Annotated in this window: 18 protein-coding genes and 1 tRNA gene; 11 read left to right on the forward strand and 8 right to left on the reverse strand. The window is 65.3% G+C overall.

Annotation, left to right across the window (positions count from 1 at the left end; genetic code table 11):
• Nucleotides 1–158: 158 nt before the first annotated feature.
• Nucleotides 159–1,052, reverse strand: a complete 894-nt coding sequence (locus WBG56_RS06060) for a pirin family protein (protein WP_424266259.1) — start codon at nucleotides 1,050–1,052, stop codon at nucleotides 159–161.
• Between the two features lie 131 nt (nucleotides 1,053–1,183).
• Here WBG56_RS06060 and WBG56_RS06065 point away from each other — a divergent pair, with 131 nt between their 5' ends.
• The 3 genes from WBG56_RS06065 (at nucleotide 1,184) to WBG56_RS06075 (ending at nucleotide 3,897) form a co-directional block, all read left to right on the forward strand.
• A complete protein-coding gene (locus tag WBG56_RS06065) occupies nucleotides 1,184–2,095 on the forward strand; it encodes a LysR family transcriptional regulator (protein WP_424266261.1) in 912 nt (303 codons plus the stop codon).
• 184 nt (nucleotides 2,096–2,279) lie between these two features.
• The gene (locus tag WBG56_RS06070; protein ID WP_424266263.1) at nucleotides 2,280–2,636 is read left to right on the forward strand and encodes a helix-turn-helix domain-containing protein; all 357 of its coding nucleotides are present in this window, start codon (nucleotides 2,280–2,282) and stop codon (nucleotides 2,634–2,636) included.
• Nucleotides 2,629–3,897, forward strand: coding sequence for a type II toxin-antitoxin system HipA family toxin (locus WBG56_RS06075; protein WP_424266265.1), 1,269 nt, complete (start codon nucleotides 2,629–2,631; stop codon nucleotides 3,895–3,897). The genes WBG56_RS06070 and WBG56_RS06075 overlap by 8 nt, the downstream gene beginning before the upstream one ends.
• Nucleotides 3,898–3,938: 41 nt before the next feature.
• Here the strand turns inward: WBG56_RS06075 and WBG56_RS06080 are convergent.
• A tRNA-Gly gene (locus WBG56_RS06080) sits at nucleotides 3,939–4,012 on the reverse strand.
• An 86-nt stretch (nucleotides 4,013–4,098) separates the two neighbouring features.
• Between WBG56_RS06080 and trmB the strand changes: the two genes are divergently transcribed.
• Genes trmB through bfr form a run of 4 tightly spaced genes read left to right on the forward strand, consistent with a single transcriptional unit; the run spans nucleotide 4,099 to nucleotide 6,513 of the window.
• Nucleotides 4,099–4,851 carry a tRNA (guanosine(46)-N7)-methyltransferase TrmB gene (gene trmB, locus WBG56_RS06085; RefSeq protein ID WP_424266267.1) on the forward strand — a complete coding sequence of 251 codons (753 nt, stop codon included), beginning with the start codon at nucleotides 4,099–4,101 and terminating at the stop codon, nucleotides 4,849–4,851.
• On the forward strand, nucleotides 4,848–5,783 hold the full coding sequence (pip, locus tag WBG56_RS06090; RefSeq protein ID WP_424266367.1) for a prolyl aminopeptidase: 936 nt from the start codon (nucleotides 4,848–4,850) through the stop codon (nucleotides 5,781–5,783). Before trmB ends, pip begins: the two co-directional genes overlap by 4 nt.
• 19 nt (nucleotides 5,784–5,802) lie before the next feature.
• Nucleotides 5,803–6,003, forward strand: coding sequence for a sulfur carrier protein ThiS (thiS, locus tag WBG56_RS06095; protein WP_424266369.1), 201 nt, complete (start codon nucleotides 5,803–5,805; stop codon nucleotides 6,001–6,003).
• Between the two features lie 45 nt (nucleotides 6,004–6,048).
• Nucleotides 6,049–6,513 (forward strand): bacterioferritin, encoded by a 465-nt coding sequence (gene bfr / locus WBG56_RS06100; RefSeq protein WP_424266269.1) that lies wholly within the window; start codon nucleotides 6,049–6,051, stop codon nucleotides 6,511–6,513.
• A 12-nt stretch (nucleotides 6,514–6,525) separates the two neighbouring features.
• On the opposite strand, the gene ffh is transcribed toward bfr, so the two are convergent.
• The gene (gene ffh / locus WBG56_RS06105; RefSeq protein ID WP_424266271.1) at nucleotides 6,526–7,944 is read right to left on the reverse strand and encodes a signal recognition particle protein; all 1,419 of its coding nucleotides are present in this window, start codon (nucleotides 7,942–7,944) and stop codon (nucleotides 6,526–6,528) included.
• A 93-nt stretch (nucleotides 7,945–8,037) separates the two neighbouring features.
• Here ffh and WBG56_RS06110 point away from each other — a divergent pair, with 93 nt between their 5' ends.
• The 4 genes from WBG56_RS06110 to WBG56_RS06125 all read left to right on the forward strand — a co-directional run bounded on the left by WBG56_RS06110 (nucleotide 8,038) and on the right by WBG56_RS06125 (nucleotide 10,154).
• Nucleotides 8,038–8,889, forward strand: a complete 852-nt coding sequence (locus WBG56_RS06110; RefSeq protein ID WP_424266273.1) for a cytochrome C assembly family protein — start codon at nucleotides 8,038–8,040, stop codon at nucleotides 8,887–8,889.
• Nucleotides 8,882–9,130 (forward strand): PP0621 family protein, encoded by a 249-nt coding sequence (locus tag WBG56_RS06115; RefSeq protein WP_424266275.1) that lies wholly within the window; start codon nucleotides 8,882–8,884, stop codon nucleotides 9,128–9,130. The genes WBG56_RS06110 and WBG56_RS06115 overlap by 8 nt, the downstream gene beginning before the upstream one ends.
• Nucleotides 9,131–9,213: 83 nt before the next feature.
• Nucleotides 9,214–9,729: a 1,6-anhydro-N-acetylmuramyl-L-alanine amidase AmpD gene (gene ampD, locus WBG56_RS06120; protein ID WP_424266371.1), complete on the forward strand. Its 516-nt coding sequence runs from the start codon at nucleotides 9,214–9,216 to the stop codon at nucleotides 9,727–9,729.
• A gap of 2 nt (nucleotides 9,730–9,731) precedes the next feature.
• Entirely contained in the window at nucleotides 9,732–10,154 is a 423-nt protein-coding gene (locus WBG56_RS06125; RefSeq protein ID WP_424266277.1) for a VOC family protein, read from the forward strand.
• A 70-nt stretch (nucleotides 10,155–10,224) separates the two neighbouring features.
• Here WBG56_RS06125 and WBG56_RS06130 read toward each other — a convergent pair whose 3' ends face one another.
• The 5 genes from WBG56_RS06130 to WBG56_RS06150 are packed head-to-tail and all read right to left on the reverse strand — an operon-like array spanning nucleotide 10,225 to nucleotide 14,566.
• Nucleotides 10,225–10,959: an SDR family NAD(P)-dependent oxidoreductase gene (locus WBG56_RS06130; RefSeq protein WP_424266279.1), complete on the reverse strand. Its 735-nt coding sequence runs from the start codon at nucleotides 10,957–10,959 to the stop codon at nucleotides 10,225–10,227.
• A 34-nt stretch (nucleotides 10,960–10,993) separates the two neighbouring features.
• Nucleotides 10,994–11,803: an ABC transporter ATP-binding protein gene (locus tag WBG56_RS06135; RefSeq protein WP_424266281.1), complete on the reverse strand. Its 810-nt coding sequence runs from the start codon at nucleotides 11,801–11,803 to the stop codon at nucleotides 10,994–10,996.
• A 27-nt stretch (nucleotides 11,804–11,830) separates the two neighbouring features.
• The gene (locus WBG56_RS06140) at nucleotides 11,831–12,853 is read right to left on the reverse strand and encodes a LacI family DNA-binding transcriptional regulator (protein ID WP_424266283.1); all 1,023 of its coding nucleotides are present in this window, start codon (nucleotides 12,851–12,853) and stop codon (nucleotides 11,831–11,833) included.
• Nucleotides 12,850–13,701, reverse strand: coding sequence for a sugar phosphate isomerase/epimerase family protein (locus WBG56_RS06145; RefSeq protein ID WP_424266285.1), 852 nt, complete (start codon nucleotides 13,699–13,701; stop codon nucleotides 12,850–12,852). Before WBG56_RS06145 ends, WBG56_RS06140 begins: the two co-directional genes overlap by 4 nt.
• Nucleotide 13,702: 1 nt before the next feature.
• The gene (locus WBG56_RS06150) at nucleotides 13,703–14,566 is read right to left on the reverse strand and encodes an SDR family NAD(P)-dependent oxidoreductase (protein WP_424266287.1); all 864 of its coding nucleotides are present in this window, start codon (nucleotides 14,564–14,566) and stop codon (nucleotides 13,703–13,705) included.
• Between the last annotated feature and the right edge of the window lie 39 nt (nucleotides 14,567–14,605).

Genomic DNA, 14,605 nt, shown 5'->3' on the forward strand with positions numbered 1-14,605 from the left:
GACGGACGCTGAGTCAGGCTAAAGCGTACCTCAACGCCGGGCCGCAGCCATCCGGACCTCTCGGCCCGGAGGGCAACGGTCTGCCCGGCATTCCGCCCGAAACAAGACGCGCCCTCCGCCAGCGCTTCACAGTCGTCGCGCCAGCCGGAGGGGGGCGTTCAGCGCGCCGGCACGGCGGCCTCAGCGGCCGGGATGCGCGCGAAGCGGCCGCTGCTGAAGTCTTCCAGCGCCTGCCGGATTTCCGCTTCGCTGTTCATGACGAACGGGCCGTAGCCGACGACAGGCTCATCGATCGGCTCGCCCGACAGCCACAACAGCGTGACCTCGTTGTTGGCCTCCAGGTGCACGGTGTCGGCCTCGCGGTCCATGTGCACCAGTTGGCCGGCGCGGACGACCTCCTGCCCGTTGACCAGCACGGTGCCATGCAGGACCACCAGCGCCAGGGTGCGGCCCGGCAGGGCCTGGAGTTCGGTCGCAGCACCCGTCCGAAGTCGCACATCCCAGACATCGATCGGCGTGAAGGTCCGGGCGGGACCCCGAGCGCCGCCGTGGCTGCCGGCGATGACGCGCACATAGCCGGCGCCGTCAGGCAGATCGACCTGCGGGATATCGGCATTCAGCAGGGTCTGGTAGCCGGGCGAGGACATCTTGTCCCGGGCCGGCAGGTTGACCCACAGCTGCACCATTTCCAGCGGGCCGCCGCGTCGGGCGAAGGCTTCGGAGTGATATTCCTCGTGCAGGATGCCCGAGGCCGCCGTCATCCACTGGACATCGCCGGGGCCGATGATGCCGCCCGCGCCGGTGGAATCACGGTGGGCCACTTCGCCCTCGTAGACGATCGTCACGGTCTCGAAGCCCCGGTGCGGATGCTCGCCCACGCCGCGCCGCGCCGTGGTGGGCGTGAAAGTCTGAGGACCTGCGTGATCCAGCAGCAGGAAGGGGCTCAGGGCCTTGCCATGGTTGTCGTAGCTGAACAGCGAACGCACGGGGAAGCCGTCGCCCACCCAATGGGCGCGCGGGGCTTCGTAGACACCGAGGATTTTCTTGAGCATGGCGTTTCTCCTTGCGATAGGGCCGGGGTCTTTGCGGACGCAACCGGCTTTGAACATAGGTAGATTATGGATTTGGAACGACACCCTGAATAGTCCATAATATTCAGTCTCAGAGTTCTATTCATGAAACGATGAAACTGCCGGATCTGAACGAGCTGTACTACTTCGCCAAAGTGGTGGAATACGGCGGATTCGCGCCTGCGGGCCGCGCCCTGGGCATCCCCAAGTCCAAGCTCAGCCGCCGCGTGGCATTGCTCGAAGAGCGTCTGGGGACGCGGCTATTGCTGCGCTCCACGCGCAGCTTTGCCGTGACCGAGGTGGGCAAGCGTTATTACCAGCACTGCCGCGCCATGCTGACCGAGGCCGAAGCGGCGGAAGAGTCCGCCGCGCTCGCGCACGCCGAGCCCTGCGGCGTGGTGCGCCTGAGCTGCCCTGTGGCCCTTCTGGCGGTGCGCGTGGGCGGCCTGCTGGGCGAATTCATGCGTCTGCACCCGCGCGTCGAGCTGCAGGTGGACGAGACCAACCGGCGCGTGGATGTGGTGGGCGAAGGCCTGGATCTGGCGATCCGCGTGCGTCCGCCGCCGTTGCAGGACAGCGACCTGGTGCTGCGCACGCTGGCCGAACGCCGGCAGTGCCTGGTGGCCAGTCCCGCGCTGCTGCAGCGCATGGGAGCGCCTGCCGGGCCGATGGATTTGGCTGATTGGCCCAGCCTGGACATGGGGGTGCCGCAGGAAACCCACCGCTGGGTACTGCACGGGCCCGATGCCACCCGCACCGAGGTGCGCCACCAGCCGAAGCTGGTGACGCAATCCATGCAGGCGCTGCGCGAAGCCGCGCTGCTGGACGCGGGCGTCGTGCAGTTGCCGACCATGTTCGTGCAAGAGGACATGCGCAGCGGCGCACTGGTGCGGGTGCTGCCGAACTGGGCGCCAAGGCCCGAGATCATCCACGCCGTCTATGCGTCCCGGCGCGGCCAGTTGCCTGCCGTGCGCGCGCTGCTGGACCATCTGGTCGCGCGGTTCGAGGCGCTGCGGGAAGCGTGAGTGGAGCGGGTGATGGGAACACCACCGAGCATCCAATCCATTGATTGACAAAGGCCTATACCTGATCAGAGAGCAGGTATAGGCCGCATTGCGTACCAGTTCCACGCACTAGCAAATTCTAGTCTCACATTCATTATTTTGCTATTATGGACATAATAATTGCTATTTGACTTAAATAGCGGACATGCCTCGCAAACCACCCATTGTTTTTCCACAAGAACAGCGCCTGCTCTCCGAGCTTGGCGAACGACTGCGCCTTGCTCGCAAGAGACGCAAGCTGAGCAACGCGGTGGTGGCGCAACGCGCGGGGGTTTCCAGAACCACCGTGTACAAGGTCGAGGCAGGTGACCCCGGCGCCACGCTGGGGGCCTACATGCGGGTGCTGGCCGTGCTGGGCCTTGAGGGTGATCTCAAGCTGTTGGCCGCCGACGACCGGATCGGGCGCAAGCTGCAGGATTTGGCGCTGGAGCCATCGCCCGGGGTGAGACGCCGAAAGGTCACCCCGCCGCCTGCCACCACCCGTGGGGTGCCACATGAGTAAGCAGAGCAACGCCCTGGAAGTCTGGTTGAACGATGACCTCGGCCCTGCCTGCCTGGTCGGCACGCTTGCCCATGACCGTGGCCAGATCCGCTTTCACTACGAGCGGGACTGGCTGAAGGACCCTCGCGCATTCGCGCTGGATCCCGACCTCTCCCTGGACGAACACCCCTTCTTTCCAAAACCGGAATCGGGCAACTTTGGCATCTTCCTGGACTCATCGCCCGATCGCTGGGGCCAAACACTCATGAAGCGCCGCGAAGCCTTGCAGGCCAAGGACGAGAACCGATCTCCGCGCACGCTTTACGCCTGGGACTTCCTCATCGGGGTGCAGGACCAGACCCGCCAGGGCGCATTACGCTTTCGCCTGCCGGGTACGGAGACATTTCTCGGTGACGAGAAGATGGCGGCGCCGCCAATGACGACTTTGCGTGAACTGGAAGCGGTGGCCTATCAACTCAGCAACCGGCGCATCGACGACCTTGAGGCCCTGCGCAAATGGCTGGCGGTGCTCGTCGCGCCGGGCGCTTCACTGGGCGGAGCAAGACCGAAGGCCAACTTCACGGAAATCGACGGCTCGCTCTGGATCGCCAAGTTCCCTGCTCGCGACGATGACCGGGACATTGGGGCTTGGGAGTATGTCGTTCACCAACTGGCCCGGAAGGCTGGCGTGGATGTACCGCCCGCGAAGCTGATCAAACTCAACAACGACTTCCACATCTTCTGTGTGCAACGGTTTGATCGCGCGCATGGGGCCAGGCGCTTCTATGCCTCGGCGATGACGCTGCTGCGCAAGACGCAGAGCGAGGGCACAAGCTATCTGGAATTGGCTCAATTCATCCGGGCTCAGGGCGATGCAGCGCATGCAGATACGGACCTGGCGCAGCTATTCCGTCGCGTGGCATTCAACGTCGCAGTCGGCAACCGGGACGATCACCTACGGAACCATGGTTTCGTACTGGGCGAGACGGGGTGGCGCCTCGCACCGGCGTTTGACGTCAATTCGAACATCGACAAGGCGGAGCATGTCTTGAACATTGACGATGTGGATAACCGACCGAGCCTGGAGACTGTGCTCAGCACGGCGGCGTTCTACGGACTCAGTGACGACCATGCCCGGCAGGCAGTGGAAGAAGTTGCAGCAGCAGTGGATGGATGGCGGGACGCGGCCCGCAGGGTCGGTATTGCAGGCGCCGACATTGATCTGACGACAGGCGCCTTCTCGGCCCATGCGGAGCGCCGGGCGACCACAGGTCGATCCTGAGGCCGGTTCATGAATGACTTCCCAAAGCGATGAGCGGGAAGTGGAGCGGGTGATGGGAATCGAACCCACGACGTAAGCTTGGGAAGCTCAAGTTTTACCATTAAACTACACCCGCAATCGACGCAATCGATTGATGCACAAGGATTTACGGGTAAAATTGAAGGCCACGGAAATCCCTGAAGCCCTGCATTTTACCTCATTTTGAACCTTCCCAAGCCCCCCTCTCCCATCGTCACGGCGCAAACGCCCTCGGGCAGCACGCACATCCGCAGCTTCGTCCACCGCCGCGCCCACATCACGCCCAGCCAGGAACAGGCGATCGCAGAATGGCTGCCGCGCTGGTCGATCCGCTACCAGGGCACCCTCCTGGACCTGACGGCCGCCTTTGGCCGTTCGGCGCCGACGATCCTGGAAATCGGCTTCGGCATGGGCGAAACCACCCAGCAGATCGCCCAGGCACGGCCGGACGACAATTTCCTGGGCGTGGAGGTCTTCAACGCCGGCGTGGGCGCCCTGCTGAAACGCATCCACGAAAACGAACTGGGCAACGTCCGCATCATCCAGCATGACGCGGTCGAGGTGCTGCGCGACATGATCGCGCCGGGCTCGCTGGCCGGAGCGCACATCTATTTCCCGGACCCCTGGCCGAAAAAACGCCACCACAAACGCCGCCTGATCCAGCCGGCATTCATCGAACTGCTGGTCAGCCGCCTGGCGCCGGGCGCCTACATCCACTGCGCGACCGACTGGGAACACTACGCCCAGCAAATGCTGGATGTGCTGTCCGCCGACCCCGGGCTGCGGAACACCTGCGCCGACTACGCCCCTCGCCCCGACTATCGCCCCCTGACCAAGTTCGAGAACCGCGGACTGCGTCTGGGCCACGGGGTCTGGGATCTGATCTTCACGCGGCAGGCGCCGGCCGTCGCCGCTCACGACACAAAGGCAGACTGATGTATCCGGAAATCGAACCCTATGGCCAGGGCACCCTGGACGTCGGCCACGGCCATCACGTGTACTGGGAACTGTGCGGCAACCCGGAAGGCACACCGGTGGTATTCCTGCACGGAGGGCCGGGCGCGGGCTGCTCCGTCACCCATCGACGCCTCTTCGACCCCAGCCTCTACAACATCCTGTTGTTCGACCAACGCGGCTGCGGCCGATCCACGCCATCGGCCTGCCTGGAACACAACACGACCTGGGACCTGGTGGCCGACATCGAGCGGCTGCGCGCCGAGGTTCTGAAGGCCAAGCGGCTCGTGGTGTTCGGCGGCTCCTGGGGCTCCACGCTGGCCCTGGCCTATGCTGAAACCCACCCGGACCGGGTGCAGGCCCTGATTGTGCGGGGCATCTTCCTGCTGCGCCAGGCCGAACTGCGCTGGTTCTACCAGGAAGGCGCATCCTGGCTGTTCCCGGATATTTGGGAAAGCTATCTGGCCCCCATCCCCGAAGCCGAACGCGGCGACCTGATCGCAGCCTATCACCGCCGCCTGACGGGCGACGATCCGCATGCGCAACTGCAGGCGGCGCATGCCTGGACGCAATGGGAAAGCCACACCATCAGCCTGCTGCCCAATCCCCAGCACCTGCAGGCCCATGCAGCCGACCAGTCGGCGCTGGCCTTCGCCCGCATCGAAAACCACTACTTCATGAACAAGGGCTTCATGGAAGAAGGCCAGTTGCTGCGCGACGCGCACAAGCTGGCGAACATCCCCGGCGTGATCGTACAGGGCCGCTATGATGCCTGCACGCCGGCCAAGTCCGCCTGGGATCTGCACCACGCCTGGCCCACGGCCGATTTCCAGTTGATCCCGGACGCGGGCCACGCCTTCGACGAGCCCGGCATCCTGAAGCAGTTGCTGGCCGCCACGGACCACTTCGCCTGAAGGAGCCCCTGCCATGAGCCTGACCATTCATCTGAACGGCCACGAAACCCGCCTGGACCAGGTGCGCACCGTGGAAGACCTGATCGCCCACCTGGGCTACCAGGGCAAGCGCATCGCCGTGGAACGCAACGGCGACATCGTGCCGCGCAGCCAGCACGGACAGACCGCGCTGGCCGACGGCGACCGCCTGGAAATCGTCGTGGCGGTCGGGGGCGGGTGATTCACCCATGGCATACTGTGGGCATCCCCTCTTCAGAGACGCACCATGAAAGGCCACCCCGAAGTCCTCGTCTACCTGACACGCCAGCTGCGCGATGAACTCGCGGCGCGGGACCAGTATTTCATCCATTCCCGCCGCTACCAGGATCTGGGCCTGGAAAAACTGTTCCAGCGCAACGACCACGAAATGCAGGAAGAAACCCAGCACGCCGACAGCCTGCTGCAACGCATCCTGATGCTGGAAGGCGAACCCGACATGCGGCCCAGCGCCTTTACGCCCGGCAAGGACGTGCCCGGCATGCTGCGCGCCGATCTCGATCTGGAATACGAGGTCCGCGCCTCCTTGCGCGAAGGCATCGCGCTGTGCGAAAAACACGCGGATTTCGTCAGCCGGGACTTGCTGCTGCTGCAACTGAAGGACACCGAGTCCGACCACGCCTACTGGCTGGAAAAACAGATCGGCCTGATCGAACAGATCGGCCTGGAAAACTACCTGCAGTCCCAGGTCTGACCAGGCGGCGGGTCAGCGGAACCCGCCACCTCGCCCCATCCCGCCCAGGCCCTTCAGCCCGCCCATGGCGCGCATCATCTTCGCCATGCCGCCCTTTTTCATCTGTTTCATCATGCCCTGCATCTGCTCGAACTGCTTGAGCATGCGGTTGACTTCCTGGACCGGCACGCCGGAACCGGCCGCGATGCGGCGCTTGCGCGAGGCCTTGATCAGGTCGGGCTTGGCGCGTTCCAGCGCCGTCATGGAATTCAGGATGCCTTCGGTGCGGGCCAACTGCTTTTCGGCCTGGCCGCCCTGCACCTGGGACGCCGCCTGGGCGAACTGGGCGGGCAGTTTTTCCAGCAGGGACCCCATGTCCCCCAGTTTTTTCACCTGCTGCAGCTGGTCGCGGAAATCGTTCAGGTCGAAGCGGTCGCCGGACTTCAGCCGGGCCGCCAGTTTCTGCGCCTCGGCGATGTCGATGTTCTTCTGGGCCTGCTCGACCAGCGACACGATGTCGCCCATGCCCAGGATGCGCTGGGCCATGCGTTCGGGGTGGAAAGGCTCCAGCCCGTCCAGTTTTTCCGACATGCCGACGAATTTCAGCGGCTTGCCGGTGATCTGGCGCACCGACAGCGCGGCGCCGCCCCGGGCGTCGCCGTCCAGCTTGGTCATGACCACGCCGGTCAGCGGCAGGGCTTCGGAGAACGCGCGGGCCACGTTGACCGCATCCTGCCCCTGCATGGCGTCCACCACGAACAGGGTCTCGATCGGATTCAGCAGGCCATGCAGGGCGCGGATCTCGTCCATCATGGCCTGATCAATGCCCAGGCGGCCCGCCGTGTCGACGATCAGCACGTCGTAATGCTGGCGACGGGCGTGGTCCAGGGCGTCGCGGGCGATGTCCTGCGGTTTCTGCGTGGATTCGGTGGGCAGGAAATCGACCCCCACCTGGGCCGCCACGGTCTTCAACTGATCGATAGCGGCGGGACGATAGACGTCGGCGCTGACGACCAGCACCTTTTTACGACCGGTCTTGCGGCCGTGCTGGATATGGTTGCCCTCGGACAGCCACTTGGCCAGTTTGCCGGTGGTGGTGGTCTTGCCCGCGCCCTGCAGGCCCGCCATCAGGATCACGGCCGGGGGCTGCGCCGCCAGCGACAGTTCGCCGGCATCCGCCCCCAGGTCGCCGCCCATCAGGGCGGTGAGTTCCTTGTGCACGATCCCTACCAGCGCCTGGCCGGGATTCAGGCTGCCGGCGACCTCCTGCCCCAGGGCGGCGGTCTTGACCCGGCCGACGAAATCGCGCACTACGGGCAGGGCGACGTCGGCTTCCAGCAGGGCCAGCCGAACCTCGCGCAGCATTTCCTGAGTGTTCGACTCGGTCAGGCGGGCCTCGCCGCGCATCGTCTTGACGATGCGCGACAGGCGAGTGGTGAGGTTATCGAGCATGAGGCAAGTTCCACAAAACTGGTTGATCCGTCGGCCAGCGCATAAAATGGAAGCTTTTGTGGCGCACGCCGTGCGCCGGACACCGACAGGACTATGTCAGTCAGCATTGTATTTCACTTGCTTGCCGCGCTGGCCTACGCCGTACTGGGCCTGGCCCTGTGGCGACCGATCGCCCGCGCGCAGGACGTGCGGCCCAGCAGCGCCATCGGCCGCAGTTGCCTGCTGGGGGCCATCGCCCTGCACGGCATCGGCCTGGTCTCCGCCGTCATCGTGCCCACCGGCCTGCACCTGGGCTGGGCGCTGGCCCTGTCCACCGCCATGTGGCTGGGCATGATCGTCTTCTGGATCGAAAATTTCCTGCTGCGCCTGGACAGCCTGCTGCTGTTGCTGCTGCCGGCCGCCACCCTGATCAGCCTGCTGGCGGCGATCTTCCCGCACGGCTACCTGGTGCCGCACGCCAACAACGACTGGCTACGCATCCATCTGCTGATCGCCATGGTGGCCTACGGCCTGATCACCGTGGCCGCCCTGCACGCCATGCTGATGACCGTGCTGGACCGCCACCTGCACCGCCCCATCGAGGCCGAAGGCGAACAGGGCCCGATCGCCCGCGCCATGGTCGCCATGCCGCCCCTGCTGACGCTGGAACAACTGCTGTTCCGCCTGATCGGCATCGGCTTCATCATCCTGACCCTGACCGTCATCACCGGCATCATCGTGTCCCTGCGCCTGGGCGGCCACGCCCTGCCCATGGACCACAAGACCGTCTTCACCCTGCTGTCCTGGGTGACGTTCGGCGTGCTGCTGGCCGGGCGCCGGATCCAGGGCTGGCGCGGGCGCCTCGCCCTGCGCTGGACGCTGACCGGCTTCGCCTTCCTGCTGCTGTCCTACACCGGCAGCCGTTTCGTCCTGGAAGTCATCCTTCAAAGAGGCACACTTGGGTAAGCTCCTGCTCTGGGCGGTCATCATCCTGGCCATCCTGTTCGTTTCGCGCATCCTCAGCCATCAAAAGGCCCAGGCCCGGCAGGCCGCCGCCCGTCGCCAGGACGTCGAGTCCCGCGACGCCGCCGAATCCATGGTGCGCTGCGCTCACTGCCATATTTTCATGCCCCGTTCCGAGGCCTACATGAGCCAGGGCAAGACCTGGTGCAGCGCGGAACACGCGCGGCTGGGGTTAAGAAAGTGACGGTGGCGGGCCCGTCCGCCGACCATGCGACGGGCGCCGCCGCCGCTGCCTTGACGATCCAGCCGGACGGCTGGCTGCCGCTGATGGGACCCGGCGTACTGCGCCGCCCTTCCCCCAACCACGACCTACGGCCCGGTGGCGAAGATCCCTACCTGCTGGTGATCCACAACATCAGCCTGCCGCCCGGCGTGTTCCAGGGCGACGCCATCATCGATTTCTTCCAGAACCGCCTGGATATCAGCGCGGACCCCTGGTTCGAGAACATCCGCGACATGCGGGTGTCGGCCCATTTCCTGATCCGCCGCGACGGCACGATCGTGCAGTTCGTGCCGACGGTGCTGCGGGCCTGGCATGCGGGGGTATCATCGTTCGAAGGGCGGGAACGCTGCAACGATTTTTCGGTCGGGATTGAACTGGAAGGCACGGATACGCTGGCGTATACGGATGCGCAGTATGCGCGGCTATCCGATCTGGCGGCGGCGATTCGAACGCGGCATCCGATCCGGGCCATCCAGGGACACGAGCACATCGCGCCGGGTCGGAAAACCGATCCGGGGCCATCGTTTGACTGGAAGCGGTTTGAACACTCTACGAGGTAGCCATGAAACCACGTGTCAGTCTGATCACGCTGGGGGTGGATGATCTTCAGCGCGCGTTGACGTTCTACCGGGACGGATTAGGGCTACCCACCGAAGGCATCATCGGCGAACAATTCGAGAATGGCGCCGTTGCCTTTTTCGACCTGCAGCCGGGGCTGAGGCTGGCTGTGTGGCCCCGCAAGAGCTTGGCCAAGGATTCCGGCCTGCCGCTGGGGGCGGCCAGCGCCACGGAGATCAGCCTTGCGCACAATGTGTCATCGCGCGCTGAAGTGGACGAGGTCATGGACCAGGCGAAAGCGGCTGGCGCCGTGGTTGTGAAACCCGCCCAGAATACGTTCTGGGGCGGGTATGCGGGGTATTTCCAGGATCCGGACGGGCATCTTTGGGAAGTGGCCTGGAATCCGGAGATGTTGCCTGGGGATTGATGGTTCGCCGGGCCGAACCACCTGCGACGTCAGGTTTAAGGCAGACGGTATCCGCCGCGACGGGCGCCGTTCAACTATGAACAGTGCCGCCGTCCACGTTGATGATCTGTCCGTTGACGTAGCTCGACGCCGGGCCGCACAAGAACTCGATCACCGTGGCGACCTCCCGCGGTTCCGCGAAGCGGCGGATCGGGATTTCCGCCATCAGCGCGTCGGCGCGCTCCGCAATCAGCTGGCGCGTCATCGGCGTCAGGATAATGCCGGGAGCCACGGCGTTGACGTGCACACGTGGCGCGAAACGCCGTGTCATAGCGCGCAGCATGCCCGCGATAGCGCCTTTGGCCGCCGAATAGGCGATGCGATCCAGCCCTCCTCGACGAAAGGCAAGCGAGCTGGCGAACACGATCCGCGCCGGCTGCGCGGTTGTGCCTGTGCCATGGGCATGCATCAGACGGCCGAGCTGGTACCCATTCCGGACATTGGCTGCCATGGTCGAATCGAACAGAGACAGATCGTCCAGATCGTCCAGGTCCGGCAGAGAAATACCCGCCAGATGGACCAGCGCATAGGGGAAACCTCCTTCCCTCAGGGCGCGCAGGCAGGCGTCGTGATCGTCCAGCCCATTGACCTGCAGCGACACGGCGTCCGACCCGCCCAGCGCGTCCCGTGCACGCTCCAGCGCCTCAGCGGACACATCCACCAGGCGAACGCGGGCGCCCGCCTCCAGGAACACGCGGGCAGTCTCCACGCCGATCCCGCCTGCGCCGCCGCTAATCAGGACGGTCTTGTCTGCATAGAAACCCACAATGCCTCTCCTCTCAGAATCAGACAGCCACGGATCAGGCCATCTCGCTGGCGATGGTATGGAAATCCTGATCGCGCAACAGCTTCCAGACGCGGCTGCGGAAATCGACGAAGCTAGGCAGGTCCATCACATCCTCAATGCGCTCGTGCCGAGACCACTGTTCCAAGCGGCGCGTGCTGCCCACGTCGATGTCGGCCACGATGGAGCCTCCCTGGCGGCTCATCACCACTACCCGGTCGGCCAGATAGACGGCCTCCTCGACGGCATGCGTGATGAACATCACCGTGCGCGGCGAGATCGCGCACAGACGCAGCAGTTCTTCCTGCATCACGGTGCGTGTCTGCGCGTCAAGCGCGCCGAAGGGTTCGTCCATCAACAGCACCTCGGGTTCCAGCGCATAGCTGCGGGCGATCGCCACGCGCTGCTGCATGCCGCCGGACAACTGGTGCGGATAGGCGTCTTCGCGGCCCTGCAGCCCCATCAACCGCACATAGTGCGCTACCTGCGCATCGCGTTCCGCATCTCGCAGGCCCTTGCAGCGCAGACCGAACGCGATGTTCTCGGCCACCGTCTTCCACGGGAACAGGGCGAACTGCTGGAAGACCACCGCCCGGTCTGGGCCGGGGCCGTTCACACCCTCGCCCCCGACCAGGACCTGGCCCGACGTGGGCGCATCCAGGCCCGCGGCCAACCGCATCAGCGTGGTCTTGCCGCAGCCGGACGGGCCTACGATGGCGACGAACTCGCCGTCGCGCACGTGCAGGTCAATGTTCTCCAGCGCAGCAGTAGCCTCGCCATTGCGTGTAAAGACGCGCCCGATCTGCTGAAAACGGATGTCGCTCATAGATGTCTCCTATCCTTAATCTGTCGTTCAGGCGCTCTCGCGGGGCACGATGGCGAACCCTACGTCATGCACAGGGGGGTCGACCGTCTCGCCCCGCAGGCGGCGCAGCACCAATTCGGCGGCCTTGCGCCCGATCTCGCGCTGGCGCACGTTGACAGTAGTCAACCGGGGCTGGATGGCGCGCCCCAGCGGCGTATCGTCGAATCCCGCCACCGCCACGTCCTGCGGCACGCGGATGCCCAGACGTGTCGCCTCGAGCACGAAGCCGGCGGCGATCATGTCGCTGGCAACGAAAATGGCCTGTGGCCGCTGCTGCCCCGGCGGGGTTGCATGAAATTGCTGTGCCAGCTCGGCGCCGCTTTCCAGTTCCATCGGCGCCGATCCAATCCAGGCCTCCATGGCGGGCAGATTGGCCTCCGCCAGCGCCTGTCGGAAGCCTTCCTCACGCGCGCGGGTGCGGTCGTTGTCGCTCTGCGTCCCCCCCCGGTACGCCAGCCGCGTATGGCCCTTGGCGATCAGGTAGCGCGTGACTTCCAGTCCGGCCTTGAAATTGGAAAACCCAACTGCCACGTCTATGGGCTCCGGCCCCACATTCCAGGTTTCCACTACCGGCGTGCCCGCCTTGCGCAGCATGGTGCGCGTGGCGCGAGTGTGCGTGAAGCCGGTCAGAATGACCGCATCGGGCCTATAGGCAAGCAGCCCGCGCAGCAGGGTCTCCTCATACTGGGCATCGTAGCCGCTGTGCGCAATGATCAGCGAAAACCCATGCTCGTGCAGTACCTCGTTGATGCCATGCACGGTGTCGGCGAAGACCGAGTTGGCGATGTTGGGCAGCAGCAGGGCCACCAGCTTGCTGCCCCGGCGCGACAGGGCGCGGGCCGTATAGTCGGGCACGTAGCCCAGTTCGGACACGGCCCGTAGAACAGAGGCGCGCGTCTCGGCCGCCACCGACGGGTGATTGGACAGCACGCGAGACACAGTGATCGGGGCGACCCCCGCGTACTCGCCCACGTCGCGCATCGTCAGGGACTGTCGCTTGTGGTTGCTCATATGCCGAAGCCCTCGCGGATCACCCGCATGAAGCGCTGCGCAACTGCGCGCCCATCGTCATACCGGGATTCCCAGACTGCCAGGGCGTTGGCGTGGTCTTCTGCCAGCATCGGCCGGGAGAAGGCCTCGACGCCCACGATCCCCCGATAACCCAGGCGGGCCGCTTCGCGCGCCCATGCGGTCAAATCCAGCGAACCGTCAAAGGCGTCGCCCCGGTGGCTCTGATCCAGCTCCAGATAGGCAAGCCTAGGCAAGGCGGCCCCAATCGCCGCATAGGGGTCTGTTTCGTCGATGCTCATATGAAAAGTGTCGAGATGCAAGTACACGTTATCGTGCCTTATCGCCTCCAAAAACGCGAGTCCCCGGCGGGAGTCATAGAGCAACGGCGTCTCGTAACGATTGACCACTTCCAGCGCCAGCCGCACACCCGCGCGGCCGGCCTGCTCGGCCACCTCGCGCATGGATTCCGCGGCGCGCAGGAAAGCCGCGTCGGATAAGGGCCGGTCGGCCTTGTGAATGGGCCCGTACAGCACTCCGCCGATCTGCTCCGACCCCATGTCGCGCGCCAACCGGACGGCCTGGCACAGATGAGCGATGCCGCGCGCACGCACGGCAGCGTCCTCCGCCCCGATGTCCAGGTCGAACGACAGTCCGCAGGTGTTCAGGGGTGCCAGTCCGTGCCGGTCGAACGCCTTCGCCAACCCCTCGGGCTGGATGTCCTCGAACCGCCTCAGCGGCACCACCACATAGTCGTAACCAATCTCGGCGGCGTCCGCCAGCGTGCATTCCAGGCCCGCCGGACTCCAGTCCTTTCCCCAAACGGCGGCGTGGATGGCCGTGCGCACCATGTCAGCGCCCTCCCGACTCGAACATCGCGCGGATGCCCGCCAGCGCATCCGCCGACTGTGCATCTCCGATCGCCTCACCGGGGTCGCCGCGCATCGTGTAGCCTCCGTCGACGGGCAGGATGGCGCCGGTGATGAAGCTGGAGGCCGGAAGGGCCAAAAAGGCAATGGCGTGGCCGATCTCCTGAGGCAAACCCCAGCGACCAGCCGGCGCGCGCTGGGCGTACCAGTCGTAGTCCAGCATGCCGGCGTCCAGCCGCGCCTGCAGCGTCTCCGTCAGGATGTAGCCGGGCGCCACGGCGTTGACCGTGATGCCCTGGCGCGCCACCTCGACCGCTAGCGCCCGGGTGAATCCATTGATGGCGTGCTTGGCCATGGCATAGCCGCTACGGAACGGCAACCCCAGCACGCCCAACACCGAGGAAATATTGATGATGCGCCCGAAGCCACGCACCGCCATGCCCGGCAGCACCGCCTGAGCGCACAGGTAAGCGCCATGCACGTGCACCTCGATCATCGTCTGCACATCCGCCAGCGGCATCTCGGCCACAGGAGCCAGGCGCGGCGTCATGATCCCGGCGCCATTGACCAGGATGTCGACACGGCCCAACCCTGCCTCGCAGCAAGACACCGCTTCCGACACCTCATCGGCCTGGCGGACATCGGCCGCCGCCCAGACCGTCGGCACCCCGAAGCGCGCCGACAACTCAGCCGCTGCCCGCTCGGCGGCTGCGGAGTCCATATCCACCACGGCGATCGCGGCGCCCCGACGCGCGCACTCAGCGGCGGTGGCATACCCAATGCCCTGCCCAGCGCCCGTCACCAGGGCGGCCAAGCCGGAAAGACTTTCTAGATCCACTGCGGTCATTTCGTTCGTCCTATGCATGCAGCCGCCACGCGCCCTCAC

The sequence above is a fragment of the Castellaniella sp. genome (genome assembly GCF_049671645.1).
GTDB lineage: Bacteria > Pseudomonadota > Gammaproteobacteria > Burkholderiales > Burkholderiaceae_B > Castellaniella.